This is a genomic window from Sediminibacillus dalangtanensis (genome assembly GCF_017792025.1).
GTDB lineage: Bacteria > Bacillota > Bacilli > Bacillales > Amphibacillaceae > Sediminibacillus > Sediminibacillus dalangtanensis.
The window spans coordinates 3,657,171-3,672,137 of sequence record NZ_CP046956.1 but is presented as its reverse complement, the minus strand read 5'-3'; the positions used below and the strand labels follow the sequence as shown (position 1 = coordinate 3,672,137).

Below are 14,967 nucleotides of genomic sequence, written 5' to 3'. Positions count from 1 at the left end.
CGTTACTATAGCATAATTTTTGTCATATGATGTAAATAGTTTGTAAAATTTTAAAAAAATTTCCCCGATTTCGATTATAATAGATTTTGGAATTGTTATGATAAATTTAGAGATACAGGAGATAACCAAACACAGGAGGGAAATCATGCAGACAGAGATTCACGTACTAGTCACCAGTGATATACATGGATATATCTATCCGACTACTTACCGGGACCATACAGACCAAGGCCTCGGACTGGCGAAAATTTCCACTCTGGTAAATCAAAAGAGAGCAGAAAGCAATGTGCTATTGCTCGATAACGGAGACTTGATCCAGGGGAGCCCTTTGACTTATTACCATGCGAAGTATAAACAGGAAGAACCGAACCCGATCATCAAAGTGGCCAATCATATGGGCTATCAATCGTCGGTTTTTGGAAATCATGAATTCAATTATGGACAGGAATATTTAAAAAAGGTGGTAGAACAAGCTGATTTTCCATGGCTTTCCGCAACGGTTATCGATGAAGCTAACGGAAAACCGGCATTTGGCAAGCCATACATTCTAAATGAGATTGCCGGTGTCAAAATCGCAGTCCTTGGCTTAACCACTCAATTCATCCCTAATTGGGAGGAAGCGAGGAATATCCAAGGTCTTGCGTTTCCGGATGCCTTGGAGACGGCAAAAAAATGGGTGGCATTTATCCAGGAAACAGAGGAGCCGGACGTGATGATTGTTTCCTATCATGGCGGGTTTGAACGGGACCTGAAAACCGGAGAACCGACCGAGCGGCTGACCGGTGAAAATGAAGGTTATCAAATGCTGCAGGAGTTTGAAGGAGTCGATGTATTGGTTACTGGTCACCAGCATCGGACGGTTGCCGAAACAGTCAACAATATAGCTGTCGTTCAGCCAAGCAATAATGGGCAAATGCTTGGAGAAGTGACATTGTCATTGGAGAAGACCAATGGAGGCTGGCAATTGAAACAGGCAACGCCTGCTGTCATCGAAATAGACGAACAAATCAAAGCAGATGAGAAAGTGCTGGATTTGATTGCTGATTTTGAGGAAGCTACACAGGAATGGCTGGACAGCCCGATTGGGAAAATTGAAGGGGACATGACGATCGATGACCCCATGGAAACCCGTCTCCAGGACAACCCTTTAATTGAATTTATCAATAAGGTGCAAATGGACGCGGCGGGCGTGGATATTGCCAATACCGCCCTATTCAATAACGATTCACCAGGGTTTGGAGAAAATGTAACCATGCGGGACATTGTTTCGAACTATGTGTATCCAAATACGTTGAACGTCATCCGCATCAGTGGACAGGATATCAAGGATGCTCTGGAGCAAAGCGCGAAATACTTCCAAGTCGTGGATGGAGAAATCATCGTCAATCCAGCTTTTATCGAGCCAAAACCGCAGCATTATAACTATGATATGTGGGAAGGGATCGATTATCAGCTGCAAATTTCCAATCCGGTCGGGGAGCGCGTGGTCAAGCTGGACTATCATGGCAAACCGATCGATCTTTCCAAGCAATATGATGTAGTGATGAACAACTACCGTGCTGGCGGTGCCGGCGACTTCGATATGTACCAAGACAAGCCGCTGATCAAAGATATACCGGTCGACATGACCGAGCTGATTGCTGATTACATTTTAAAACGGAAAACAATTAAAGCTACTTGCAATCATAATTGGAAGGTGACCATTTAGGAAAAGAAGACGGGTGCAGTTGCGCTCGTTTTTGATTTTGTTCTATTCTTCCGTTCTGAAGCGATTTTCTTCTATTATGTAAGCGTTTTATATTGACGATGCTATCAAGTCCACTTCAATATTCGCAAATTAGGGATTCCATTTGAAAAACGCCAAGTGAGATAGTTTGCACGCTTGACGTTTCTTCCGCATCTATTTAGATTCTTTCTCCATTTTTAAGTCGTTCGATAAATTCGTTTAGATCCTCTTTTTTGACGCGCCAATGCCTGCCGATTTTTAAAAAAACAGCCAATTGATTATACCCCATTATAAAAGAATATATTCAGTTCGCCTTTTTTATACTTTTTGTTATATGGAATCGTATAGCTCACTGCCAATATCGTGGATGATATGACAGATACAGAGAGTGATAAAAACAAAGAAAGCCGCGGAAGGCATTGCCAATGTCGTGACTGGATTTTTCGGTGGTATGGCTGGTTGTGCCATGATCGGGCAGTCTGTCATCAAAGTAAGTCATATTTTCAGCTGAAATGAAACATACAAATCCAAGGGGCAGTCACACAGGTCTTAAAGAGACTTATAGGGCAGCCCCTTTTTATTGGAAATAGGATTTTTTAAGTATTATCTCTTGGCATTTATGATTTCCGTTTTTTGATGTATAACCGGCTATAATAGGAATGGAATGGTTATAATCGAATGTCCTGTTTGGATTCATGTTATAATTGAGTTGGATTATAAAGTGTACGTTTAAAAAACAGAAAGGATTGGGCATGTGAAATTATATACGATATGCCGGAGCTGTCGTGGGAAGGGAAGTATTCAAAAAAAATTCCTGTTCTTTCGCCTGGATAATAAATGTCCGGTGTGTAATGGCCAAGGGAAGATAATGAAAAAAATATAGCATTCCAGTAATTGCTGGGATCCTCTTCCACTACGGAGATTGCTTGAGGGTGGAGGGGGATACAGAATGTGTTTTTCATAAAGTTTTTTTATTTGCATATATAAGCGAATCATTATATATTAATATACGGATTAGGAAGGGGCTGCATGTATGGTAAAAACGGAAATCGAAATGGAGAAAGCTGCCATGATTCTCAAATTACTGGGAGATAAGACTCGGCTGACGATGATGAAGCTGCTTGAGAATCATGATTGTTGTGTTTGTGAATTCGTAGAAATATTCCAGGCGAGTCAACCGGCGATCAGTCAGCATCTCCGTAAATTGCGTGATGTTGGAGTAGTTAAAGAAGAACGTAAAGGACAATGGATTTTTTATTCGATCAATCAAAACAGCGAATATTTTCCGTTTGTCCAGCAAGTGCTCCTGCAATTGCCTGATCAGGAGTATAAACTAAAAGAACTGGAAGCAAAAGGGACACGGATTACGTGTTGTTAATTGGAGGGAATAAACCTTGTCTTTAGCAATCATATTAGCATTATTGATCTTTTTGGTTACCCTTGTCCTTGTGATCTGGCAGCCGAAAGGATTGTCGATTGGATGGTCTGCCTGCGGCGGTGCTGTCCTTGCATTGTTGGCAGGAGTAGTAGGTCTTAGTGACGTATGGGAAGTCACTGAAATCGTCTGGAATGCCACTCTTGCCTTTGTCGCAATTATTCTTATTTCTCTTATATTGGATGAGATTGGTTTCTTTGAATGGGCAGCTTTACACATGGCGAGAGCAGCCCAAGGAAACGGTGTGAAAATGTTTGTTTACGTCAGCTTGTTGGGAGCGGTTGTGGCAGCCCTGTTTGCCAATGACGGGGCTGCCTTGATCCTGACGCCGATCGTACTGGCGATGGTACGCAACTTGAATTTTCAGGAGAAAATGATTTTTCCCTTTATCATGGCGAGCGGCTTTATTGCTGATACAACCTCACTGCCGTTGGTTGTCAGCAACCTGGTAAACATAGTATCGGCCGACTTCTTCGGCATCGGGTTTCTGGAATATGCATCAAGGATGGTTATCCCCAACCTGTTTTCCCTGGGTGCAACTGTTTTGGTGTTATTTATTTATTTCAGGAAAAACATTCCCAAACAGTACGACTTGTCCCAGCTAAAAAAACCGGTGGAAGCGATAAGAGATCCGAAATTGTTCCGGATATCCTGGTATGTACTCGGTGTCCTGCTCATCGGTTATTTTGTCAGTGAATTCATATCCCTTCCTGTTTCAATCGTTGCCGGTATAGTTGCGGTATTCTTCCTGGTTATGGCCCGCGGAAGCAAGGCTGTGAACACGGCAGCTGTGGTAAAAGGTGCACCCTGGGAGATTGTCTTTTTCTCGATCGGTATGTACGTTGTCGTGTACGGCCTGCGGAATGCCGGGCTGACCGAGGTTCTGGCCCGCGCTATTGAGGCGAGTGCAGAGCAGGGGCTGTTTGTCGGAACGGTAGCGATGGGCTTCATTGCAGCCATTTTATCTTCGATTATGAATAACATGCCGACCGTCATGATTGATGCGCTCGCAATCGCGGAAACTAATACAACGGGGGTCATGAGGGAAGCGCTCATTTATGCCAATGTCATCGGATCTGACTTGGGTCCGAAAATCACCCCTATCGGTTCTCTGGCAACGCTGCTTTGGCTCCATGTCCTTTCGCAAAAAGGCGTGAAAATCAGCTGGGGCACTTATTTCAAGACAGGGATCATTTTGACGATTCCCATCTTGTTCGTTACATTGACAGGACTGTTTCTAACGCTATTATTACTATAAACCAAGGAGATGGATAACATGGATAAAAAAACACTTTATTTCTTATGTACGGGTAATTCCTGCCGCAGTCAAATGGCCGAAGGTTGGGGGAAAAAATATCTTGGAGACGAATGGAATGTCAAAAGCGCTGGCATTGAGGCTCACGGCCTGAATCCGAATGCCGTGAAGGCAATGAACGAGGTCGGAATTGATATTTCCGATCAAACATCGGATATCATTGATTCCGATATTCTCAACAATGCGGATTTGGTCGTTACGTTATGCGGAGATGCGGCAGATAAATGTCCGATGACCCCGCCACAGGTAAAAAGAGAGCACTGGGGTTTCGACGATCCAGCCAAAGCCGAAGGAACAGAGGAAGAAAAGTGGCAAGTATTCCAACGTGTACGTGATCAAATTGGTGAACGCATTCAACGCTTTGCAGAAACAGGAGAATAAGAATCGACTTAAAAGAAGCTGGGACAAAAGCATAGTGACGAAAACAAAAACCGAACGATTCAAATTCGTTCGGTTTTGCTTTGGCCGCCCCCAGCCTCTATTAAGGAACATCTATTCTGCCTAAAGTTAAAATGTGTTAAAGAGTAAAGAAGAGCATTATCCAGAAAGGATTTGTTTTGATGAGTAAAACGGTAGTATTAGCAGAAAAACCTTCGGTAGGAAGAGATATTGCCAGAGTACTTAACTGTCATAAACAGGGAAACGGCTTCTTTGAAGGTTCGCAATATATTGTAACGTGGGCGCTCGGTCACCTGGTGACATTGGCAGACCCGGAATTGTACGATGAAAAATATAAAACATGGCGGATGGAAGATTTGCCGATGCTGCCGGATCGCCTGAAGCTTGTTGTTATCAAGAAGACCGGCAAGCAGTTCAATACAGTGAAAACCCAGTTGAACCGCAATGATGTAAACCAAATCGTCATCGCAACGGATGCCGGGCGTGAAGGGGAACTGGTAGCACGTTGGATCATTGAAAAGGCCAGGGTTAAAAAGCCGGTAAAGCGGTTGTGGATTTCCTCGGTCACCGACAAAGCGATCAAAGACGGTTTTAAGCAGTTGAGACCGGGCAAGCAATTCGAGCATTTGTACGATGCGGCCGTTGCGCGTTCCGAGGCGGACTGGTATGTCGGATTGAATGCCACCAGAGCTTTGACGACCAAGTTCAATGCCCAACTGTCGAGCGGTCGTGTGCAGACTCCGACACTGGCAATGATTGCCGCCCGCGAACAGGAAATCAAGGACTTCAAACCACAGGAATATTACGGCGTTCAAGCGAAAACGAACAAAGGGTTTACATTGACGTGGCAGGATGAGAAGCATAACAGCAGGACTTTTTCCAAGCAGAAAGCCGAGCAAATTCTAAACAATGTCAAAGGCAAGCCGGCAAAGGTGACGAAAGCTGATAAAAAGCAGAAAAAAACCTTTGCACCGCAGTTGTATGATTTGACCGAGCTGCAGCGGGACGCCAACCGAATTTTCGGTTTTTCCGGGAAACAAACGCTGTCACTCATGCAAAAGTTGTATGAACAGCACAAAGTCCTGACGTATCCCCGTACTGATTCCCGCTATTTATCCAGTGATATCGTACCTACTATAAAAGATAGGGTGAAAGCGTGCGGTGTCGACCAATACGGCAAACTCGCCAACAAGATCAGCAAACGGGAAATCAAGCTTGGAAAATCTGTCGTCGACAACAACAGGGTTTCCGACCACCATGCCATCATCCCGACGGAACAGCCGGTTATACTGGCCGATTTAAATGACAAGGAACGCAAGATTTACGACCTTGTGGTCAAACGGTTCCTTGCTGTGTTGTATCCGCCGCATGAATATGAGCAGACGAAAATCACGGTTGAAATAGACGGCCATACCTTTACTGCTGGCGGTAAGCGAATGATCAAACAAGGATGGAAAGAAGTCTATGACAATCGTTATGAAGATGAAAACGATCAGGATGATGATCAGAAATTGCCGAATATCGAGGTTGGCGATACGTTTACTGACTTGAAGCTTTCCTTAACAAACGGAAAAACCAAGCCGCCGGAACGGTTTACGGAGGGAAACCTCCTGCAGGCCATGGAAAATCCGGTCCGTTATATGGAAAAGGATGACAAACACCTGGCCAAAACGATCAATCAAACAGGTGGATTAGGTACCGTTGCCACTCGCGCAGATATAATCGAAAAGCTGTTCAACAGTTTTTATATGGAGAAGAAAGGCAAGCATATTTTCATTACGTCCAAAGGCCGACAGCTGCTTGACCTTGTACCAGAAGACCTTAGATCCCCTGCTTTGACTGCAGAGTGGGAGCAGAAGCTTGGTGAAATAGCGGACGGCAAGCGCAGCAAGGCAGCCTTTATCAAAGAGATGAAAGGCTATGCCAAGCAAGTCGTCCAGGAAATCAAAAACAGTGATGCGACCTTCAAGCATGACAATATGACCGGCACCAAGTGTCCTGAGTGTGGCAAACTGATGCTGGAGGTCAACGGCAAGAAAGGCAGAATGCTTGTCTGTCAGGACCGTTCTTGCGGGAACAAAAAGAACATTGCCAAAAAGACCAATGCGAGATGCCCTAATTGTCACAAACGATTGGAGTTGCGCGGAGAAGGAGAAGGGCAGATGTTCACCTGCAGCTGTGGTCACCGTGAAAAACTGTCGACGTTCAATGAAAGGAAGAAAAAAGAGAAGCAGAATAAAGTCTCGAAAAAAGATGTGAACAAGTATTTGAAGAAGCAGGATGATGAATTCACCAATCCGGCCCTTGCCGAAGCTTTGGCTAAATTAAAAAACAAATAAGACGCAGAAAGGCCTTCGCGATTTTCCGAAGGTCTTTTCTATGGCAATAAACACAGTTGCTGCTAATCATGTAAATTTTCTGACAGGTCTATTGCTAAAAAATCGACTATCCCCTATATTAAAAAGAAATACGTCCTTTTAAAAAAGAGGAAGCGCGGTAGTTGTCGATGGGGGAAATGGACATGCAAACAAAGCAGGTTTTTTTAGTTTTTTCAGATACTGGTACCATTTTGGGCAGGGTCATCAACCTTTGGACGAAGTCGACCATGAACCATGTGTCGATTGCCTTTGACGATGATTTAAAAGAGCTCTATAGTTTTGGCAGAAAGAATCCACGCAACCCGTTTATTGGCGGCTTTATCAAAGAAGATATCCGAACTGCTTTTTTTCACAACAGCAAAGGTGCGGTTTACCGCTTATCCGTCAGCAGCCACGAATACCGGCAAATGCAAGAACGGATAAAAACAATGGAAGCAGACAAAGCCAGCTACCGTTATAATTTTATCGGGTTGTTTCTCGTACCGTTGAAACGGGAAATGCAGCGGAAAAACGCCTTTTTTTGTTCACAGTTTGTCGCCACACTGCTTGGTGAGTGCGGTTGCTATCAGCATGAAAAGCCACCCTGTCTGACCAAACCGCAGGATATTCGTTCCTGGCATAAGCTTCAATTCATGTACAGCGGAAGGTTGATCGATTACCCCTTCTATGTGGAGAAAACAAAACGGAAACAAATGGAGTCAGAAAAGAGTACAGCGTAAATAAGGCTACTTTTTACGAAAAAGCTGGTCCGAAAAATAAAGTTGCAAATGCAAAAACCGGGCGATGATTCGAAACCACTCTTGGGGTATTCGAACTCTCTCTTCCGGTTTTTTTTGTGAAGAATCAACATGTTATATCCCAGCCACTTTGTCCTGGAGCAATACTTCTGGTTAGGAAGAACATCATTGAGAAGGTAGGAAGGAATTTCGCTGCATATCCTGAATAATAAAAGTGGAGCCCATTTATTGGATGGCAAAGGAGAAATAATATGACTGATCGTGCTTATCAACTTGAAGAAAAAGTCCGTCATATCGAAGCGGAATTAGTGGAAGTGAAAAAAGAATTAAGAAATTTGAAACAAGACAAACCGGAAGCAGGCTCAGTTGATGAGCACCGACCTGCTATCTCGGAGCCGGTCTCACCCGCCGCGGAAAAAGTGCCGAAGGATATGGAGCAAATCATCAGTGATTGGCTGCCTCGTGTATTCATTTTGGTATTCGTTCTAGGTATTATTTGGGCTTTTATTGCAGCTATGGATAGAGGGATCCTCAGCCCGCCGATCCGGGTTCTGGCCGGATTTGTGGTGTCGGGATTGCTGTATGGATCAGGACACATGCAGTTTCGCAAAAACCCAAGCGCACTCAGTATTGTCCTTCTCGGCGGTAGTATCGTTGTGTATATTGCTTCTGTATTTGCCGGTAACGTTTTGTATCAGCTTATTCCTTATTCGATCACTTTGATTCTATTGGCTGCAGGTATGGTGGCCGGGGTTTGGATGTCGAGGAAATATGCTTCCCAAAGTTTGCTTGCCATCATTGGCCTCGGTGCTTATCTATATCCATTTTTATTTGCCGGGGACAGAGGGACAGAAACGATTTTTTACTTATATGAGACGCTGATTTTTGCCGGATTGGTTTTGGAATCGATGTATAAACGGTATAAAGTTACCTGGAACATTGCCAATTATGCTTTTATTTTCGCCGTAGTATTTTTTGCCTTTGTCGGGGCAGGGACAACAACTTTTGTCACCCTTTCCGCCTTGGCAATACAGCAGCTGCTGATTATTTACTTGGCCTTCAAACACCACACAGCAAGCAAGGAAATGTACATCCCGGCAATTTCGACGGGTGCCTTATTCCTTTATCTGATCGGTTTGAGTGTATTCGGGCAACATGATTATCAACTATACAGTTTTTATTTTGCGACGGCAGCCGTATATGGAGGACTGAGCCTTGTAAAAAGCAAATCACATACAGTATTGAAAAATACGTTTTTTGTTTTTTCGATGTTCTATCTGTTTTTGATCATTACGGAATTACTGGAAGAGACTGTTTATGTACAGATGCTTGTTTATATATTTCAGGCAGCGATCGTCTACTATCTTTCCCAAAAGCGGAACAGCCTGTTTGGGACCATTGCGAGTTTTTTGGTTTTGATCATGGTATTCAATCAATTGTCGCTTTACCCAGGCAGGGATCTGTCGATAATCGAGGTCCTTTGCTGGCTGTCGTTAATCGGTTTCTTCCTGGCGATTTATTGCTTTAGAGAAAAAGCAATCGCGTTACAGCAATCGATGATAACCATAGCAGCCCCTTACATAATTGCTGGTTTGCTGCTTTACTTTTTTGGTGAAGTAGTCGATGTGCTGACATATCGCAGGGCGTTTGATTTCGACATTGCTCTGTCGATTTCCTGGATGGTATTTGTCGCCATGATGTATGCCGCGTACAGCTTCTTTAAAGAAAAGCACTGGCAGTACCTTGGTTTAGCATTCTTACTCATTACCCTGGCAAAAATTATCCTGTATGACTTAACGACGATTGATATCGTCTGGCGGGCAGTCTTATTCATTTCGCTCGGTGTGATTGGGTTGTTTATTTCGAGAATTTACTACAACCAGCAGAAAAAATAAGAATGACCGAAGCCGAATAAAAGCATGGTGGCCAAAGTAAAAACCGAACGATATTCGGAATGCTGTGCATTCGAATTCTTCGGTTTTCTGTTTGCAATGAAAGATGGCAACGATTCCACTCCGGCAAGGTACTTCGCTTTCCGCGGGCACGATTTCAGCTAATCTTGCCGTGCAATGCGAAGTACTTCAAATAACAGAATAAAAGGAAGTCTAGCTAAGGAGCTTACCATATATAAAAACTCATGGTACGTCCCTGTCTCTTAGTTTTCTTTTTCAGACGATTTGGACCAGCTCGGTACTTGGTCATCTTCATCAAATTCAATAATCACATCTGTCACGCCTCTTTGTGATTTAATTTTTTTCTCCAGACGATCCCGCATGTCATCAGCCGCCGCTATGGTCACTTTAGGGTCGATTTCTATTTTTAACTCGACATGCCGCTGGTCGCCCTCTTTTATGACATGAAGGCGTTTGATATCTTTGACCATCGATTCCTTCATGGCCAGGTTGCCAATCGCATTTTCCATTTCGGGTACGGTGATTCCCAAGGCGCCTGCTGCGTTATCGAGAAAAATCCTACCGACCACGATAAACAATAACATGCCGATAACGATGGACGCATAACCAGTCGCACTGTGAAAAGGCGTATAGCTGGAAAGGGCGATGGCAATCATGGCAATCAGTGCACCCAGCGTCGCTACCAAATCCTCTAAAAATACAAGTTTTGTCGCTGGATTTGCTTCCTTGGCATGTTTAAAGCTTTGCGTAATTAGCCCCAGGCCTTTCTTTTCCTCGTCGGAAATGTGTTCGGTTATCTCTTTCATTGCCTTCGTCAGGACAAATCCTTCCAAAAGAAAGGATACGCCTAGTACACCTATATTCAACCAGAACCACCCTTCATGACCTTCCGGTTGAATAATATGGTAAATCCCTTCTTTTATTGTCTCGTAAGCGAGAATCCCGACAATCAAAACGGCGCCGAGAAGAACAAGATTCACGAGACGGCCGAATCCGTTTGGAAACCGGTCTGTTGGTGCTTTTTTACTTAAAGCCGAGCCAATGAAAACGAAAAATTGATTGGCTGCATCCGCATAACTGTGCATCATTTCCGCAAACATGGCTACATTCCCTGTGATGAAATACGCAATCGTTTTGATGATTCCTACGACAATGTTGACTGTCGCGGCCCACAACGAAGATTTTGTCCCTTGTTTGAGCAGGTTCCATAACTCTTTCATCCTTTTTTCCTTCCTTCCCATAGCTTACAGGTAATCATTCATGGAATAAGTACACTTTTATATTGCCTCTGTTTGGAGAAAACGAAACGCCTTGTACACCATTTTTTTAAATCATTTGGGCGTGATAAGCCTTCAGACTTAGTGGAAATTATAGCTCCAGGTCGTTATGTTCTGCCTCCATTCCCGATAAGATAGAGACATGAAAGGAGGATATCGACATGAAAACATTCCTGTTGCTATTACTAGGTGTGACAGCAGTCATCCTCATCCTGGCTAATCTCGGACCGATGATTTTATTGGCTGTCAGTCTGGTTGTTTCTTATTATGCAGTGAAAAAGTTCGTTCTTGCGGATACGGTAGGCCAGAAGGTGCTATGGGCAATCGCTATTCTGTTCGGTCTTTCCATTTCCCTGGCGAACTTGCCGGCATTGATTGGTGTAGCTGCCTTCGTCGTTTTGTACTATACCTATAAAGTGTGGAAAAAAGATAAACATGCAACCAGTTATTTGGATGATGATCTTTTTAATGAAACTGGAAAAGAATCTTGGATTAATTAAACATAGAAAAGGAGTTGTAGAGAAATGAGTAATTTATTTACAAGAATCAAGGACACGATTTCTGCCGACTTTAATGAGATGCTCGATCAAAAGGAACAAAAAAATCCAATCGCACAGTTAAATCAATATGTACGCCGTTGTGAGCAGGAAGTGAAAAAAATCAGAGGACTTGTAGAAAAACAATACGCGCTTAAACAGGAATTCACCAGAGAATACCATCAGGCTGCTGCTATGGCGGACAAGCGTAAACGCCAGGCTGAAATCGCTTTGAAGGCAAATGAAGAAGAGCTCCATGAACAAGCACGGAAAGATCAGGTATACTTTGAGGAGCGGGCAGCCAAACTGGACTCCATCAGGCAAAACGCCATTAAAGAGCTGGAATCGCTGGAAAGCAAATATGTGGAAATGAAGCATAAGCTAAAGGACCTTTATGTGAAACGAATGGATCTGAAAGGACGGGAAAATGCTGCTCAAGCCCACAAAGGGATGAATAAAGTGCTGCATGCTGATCGCTATGCCGAAAAAAGCAGCGCAACCTTTTCTGAAATGGAGGATTATATCGAGCGGCTGGAAAATCAGGTGAATGCCGAATACCGAAGCTATACGCTGGATGCCCGCATTGCCGAGTTAGAAAAAAGAGCGGAATAAATAGCGCTTCTCCTTGCCTGAGAGTTCTGGTAATCTAGAAGGAGAAGTACGAGCGGAGAAAGGTGGATAAGGCGTACTTGTCGTACGTCTTATTTCCTGTTGTCGATTCATCAGAAACCATTCCAGTCGTGGAGAAATAGGTCTATGAATTTATGGGTAGAAAAGATCGCAAGCTGACCGACGAGAACTTCCGCACCGAAAATCGCCATAATAAAAAAGAGGAGTAGCTTTATGTTTAATCGCAGAAATACAGACTTCATCGATATGATTTTACTGCTTACGACCGTCATTTTTGTGTTCGAATTGCTTTTTGACGGGTCACGGCTTCTCTTCTTTCTCTTTCTGTACGGTGCAGCTATATACTATGGGCGGAAACGAATCGACAAGTCTTGGGGAAGGCTTGTGTTTTGGGCAGGCTTGCTCGGACTGATCATCATCATTCTCAACACCGTTGCGTTCAAATTCTTCTTGTTGACCATCGTCGCCTATGTTGTGCTCAAATGGTACCACTCCAAAAAACAACCGGTCTATTATCAGCCGCAATTTGGAGAGGATGCGTCGGCAAGAGGGACTATCCAGCGTCCGGCGATGTTCACCAATAAATGGTTCGGTCGTCAAAAAACCAGTTCTGGTGCATACGAGTGGCAGGATATCAATATCCAGACAGGCATCGGGGATTCCATTATCGATATGAATAACACCGTGCTTCCAAAAGGGGAGTCGGTCATTTTAATTCGCAACCTCTTTGGCAATATCGAAATCCAAGTTCCTTATGAAGTCGAAATCACCATCAGTCATTCTGCCTTGTTTGGATCTGCGGAGATCCTCGACTATAAAGAAAAACAGATGTGGAACAAGGTCATCCATATGGAAACCGAAAACTATCAGCATGCTAAACAGAAGGTTAAAATCGTCACCTCGATACTGGCCGGCAAGATAGAGGTGAAGCGTGTATGAAAAACGTGGTACATCGTTCACTCATTGTCGGTTTGTTGACGGCTTTGCTTTTGTTGGCGGTTTTTTCTGTCGTTTTCTTTCTGGGCTTTCCGCTCGATGACTGGGGTGAGCTTTGGCAACGGAAAATATGGGAATTGCCGTTTGTCGTTTTTATCATCCTGATTACGCTGGCAGCCGGGGGCAGCTTCGGGGTTGCAGAAGGACTCTTTTGGAAAAAACAATTAAGTGGATTGGAAACCGTACTCGACAGAAATCAGGACAACCAGCAGGTTCCTGAAGAATCAGCTTCATTGGCAGAAATACGGGCTTTACATGAGAAAGCTGCAAAACTTCAACACTACATTTACGACCAAACTAAACTGGCTCAAAAGATGGCGACAGAGCGGGTGGAGGACCAAGAGAAGGAAATCGAACGGGTCATCTCCGAGGAAAGGAACCGATTGGCCAGAGAGCTGCACGATTCTGTCAGTCAGGAGTTGTTTGCAGCGTCCATGTTGATTTCTGCGCTCAATGAGCTGAACAGTGATGAAGCAGTCTCTGTTCAGTTGAAGCAAATTGAAGCGATGATTCAACAGTCCCAGCTGGAGATGCGCGCGCTGCTCTTGCACTTGCGGCCTGCCGCCTTAAAAGGGAAGTCTCTTCAACAAGGCATCGAGCAGCTGTTGGAAGAGCTGAAACAAAAGGTTCCGATAGCCATTTCCTGGAAAATGGACGAGGTCCAACTTGAAAGAGGGATTGAAGATCATCTTTTCCGCATATTGCAGGAGTCGGTGTCCAATACGCTGCGCCATGCTAAAGCCCGCGCACTGGATATCCTGCTGATTGAAAGCGAGGGACAAGTCATTTTACGGGTGATCGATGACGGGGTGGGTTTCCATGTGGAAAAAAGCCAGTCTGGATCCTATGGACTGCAGAATATAAAAGAACGGGCGGCCGAAGTAGGGGCTGCCATCAAAATCATTAGCTTACCGGATAAAGGGACAAAATTGGAAGTCAGAGTGCCGGTATTACAATCAGAGGGTGATGAACATGATTAGCGTATTGTTTGTCGACGATCATGAAATGGTCCGAATCGGAGTAAGTGCTTATTTGACTACTCAACCGGATATCGAAGTGGTTGCCGAAGCTGACAATGGAAAAAAAGCGGTCGAATTGGCGCTGGAGCTCCGTCCAGATATTATATTGATGGATCTGGTGATGGAGGAAATGGACGGAATCGAAGCGACCGAAAAGATTGTCCAAGCCTGGCCGGAAGCAAAAATTATTGTTGTGACCAGTTTTATTGACGATGAAAAAGTGTACCCTGCTTTAGAAGCGGGTGCTTCCAGTTATTTATTAAAAACATCGAAAGCCAGTGAAATAGCACAGGCGATCCGTTCCACTTACCAAGGAGAAGCGGTATTTGAACCAGAAGTTACTAATAAGGTGATGGCAAAGATGAGAAACAGACAGACCACTCTTCCGCATGAAAGCTTGACGGCCCGTGAAATGGAGGTGCTGTTACTGGTAGCACAAGGAAAGACCAATCAGGAAATTGCTGACGAATTATTCATCGCTCTGAAAACAGCAAAAGTGCACGTCAGCAACATTCTAAGCAAGCTCGAGGTACAGGACCGCACCCAGGCCGCGGTGTATGCCTATCGCCAGGGACTTGTTCCCCAATAAAAAAGCGGTCAACCTTA

General features: G+C 44.2%; 13 protein-coding genes and 1 pseudogene. 13 read left to right on the top strand and 1 reads right to left on the bottom strand.

What is annotated here, in order from left to right:
* Nucleotides 1-145 precede the first annotated feature (145 nt).
* The 8 genes and pseudogenes from ERJ70_RS17960 (at nucleotide 146) to ERJ70_RS17925 (ending at nucleotide 9,885) form a co-directional block, all read left to right on the top strand.
* Entirely contained in the window at nucleotides 146-1,708 is a 1,563-nt protein-coding gene (locus ERJ70_RS17960; protein WP_209366108.1) for a bifunctional metallophosphatase/5'-nucleotidase, read from the top strand.
* A 366-nt stretch (nucleotides 1,709-2,074) separates the two neighbouring features.
* A pseudogene (locus ERJ70_RS17955) lies at nucleotides 2,075-2,219 on the top strand (SulP family inorganic anion transporter); the annotation flags it as partial.
* Nucleotides 2,220-2,759: 540 nt separating this feature from the next.
* Nucleotides 2,760-3,104: an ArsR/SmtB family transcription factor gene (locus ERJ70_RS17950; protein WP_209366107.1), complete on the top strand. Its 345-nt coding sequence runs from the start codon at nucleotides 2,760-2,762 to the stop codon at nucleotides 3,102-3,104.
* A 16-nt stretch (nucleotides 3,105-3,120) separates the two neighbouring features.
* Nucleotides 3,121-4,419 (top strand): arsenic transporter, encoded by a 1,299-nt coding sequence (locus ERJ70_RS17945; protein WP_309507146.1) that lies wholly within the window; start codon nucleotides 3,121-3,123, stop codon nucleotides 4,417-4,419.
* An 18-nt stretch (nucleotides 4,420-4,437) separates the two neighbouring features.
* Entirely contained in the window at nucleotides 4,438-4,857 is a 420-nt protein-coding gene (arsC, locus tag ERJ70_RS17940) for an arsenate reductase (thioredoxin) (protein WP_209366106.1), read from the top strand.
* Nucleotides 4,858-5,036: 179 nt separating this feature from the next.
* Entirely contained in the window at nucleotides 5,037-7,214 is a 2,178-nt protein-coding gene (locus ERJ70_RS17935) for a DNA topoisomerase III (RefSeq protein ID WP_209366105.1), read from the top strand.
* 182 nt (nucleotides 7,215-7,396) lie between these two features.
* A complete protein-coding gene (locus tag ERJ70_RS17930; RefSeq protein WP_209366104.1) occupies nucleotides 7,397-7,972 on the top strand; it encodes a hypothetical protein in 576 nt (191 codons plus the stop codon).
* Nucleotides 7,973-8,241: 269 nt separating this feature from the next.
* Nucleotides 8,242-9,885: a DUF2339 domain-containing protein gene (locus tag ERJ70_RS17925; RefSeq protein WP_209366103.1), complete on the top strand. Its 1,644-nt coding sequence runs from the start codon at nucleotides 8,242-8,244 to the stop codon at nucleotides 9,883-9,885.
* Nucleotides 9,886-10,145: 260 nt separating this feature from the next.
* On the opposite strand, the gene ERJ70_RS17920 is transcribed toward ERJ70_RS17925, so the two are convergent.
* Nucleotides 10,146-11,123 (bottom strand): cation diffusion facilitator family transporter, encoded by a 978-nt coding sequence (locus ERJ70_RS17920; RefSeq protein WP_209366102.1) that lies wholly within the window; start codon nucleotides 11,121-11,123, stop codon nucleotides 10,146-10,148.
* A gap of 218 nt (nucleotides 11,124-11,341) precedes the next feature.
* Here ERJ70_RS17920 and ERJ70_RS17915 point away from each other — a divergent pair, with 218 nt between their 5' ends.
* From ERJ70_RS17915 to ERJ70_RS17895, 5 genes are all read left to right on the top strand, one after another.
* A complete protein-coding gene (locus ERJ70_RS17915) occupies nucleotides 11,342-11,680 on the top strand; it encodes a lmo0954 family membrane protein (protein ID WP_209366101.1) in 339 nt (112 codons plus the stop codon).
* 24 nt (nucleotides 11,681-11,704) lie between these two features.
* Complete coding sequence (locus tag ERJ70_RS17910) at nucleotides 11,705-12,328, top strand: PspA/IM30 family protein (protein WP_209366100.1); 624 nt, start codon at nucleotides 11,705-11,707, stop codon at nucleotides 12,326-12,328.
* Between the two features lie 231 nt (nucleotides 12,329-12,559).
* Nucleotides 12,560-13,285 (top strand): cell wall-active antibiotics response protein LiaF, encoded by a 726-nt coding sequence (gene liaF / locus ERJ70_RS17905; RefSeq protein WP_209366099.1) that lies wholly within the window; start codon nucleotides 12,560-12,562, stop codon nucleotides 13,283-13,285.
* Nucleotides 13,282-14,322, top strand: a complete 1,041-nt coding sequence (locus ERJ70_RS17900; protein ID WP_209366098.1) for a sensor histidine kinase — start codon at nucleotides 13,282-13,284, stop codon at nucleotides 14,320-14,322. The genes liaF and ERJ70_RS17900 overlap by 4 nt, the downstream gene beginning before the upstream one ends.
* Nucleotides 14,315-14,950, top strand: coding sequence for a response regulator (locus ERJ70_RS17895; RefSeq protein ID WP_209366097.1), 636 nt, complete (start codon nucleotides 14,315-14,317; stop codon nucleotides 14,948-14,950). The genes ERJ70_RS17900 and ERJ70_RS17895 overlap by 8 nt, the downstream gene beginning before the upstream one ends.
* Nucleotides 14,951-14,967: the final 17 nt, after the last annotated feature.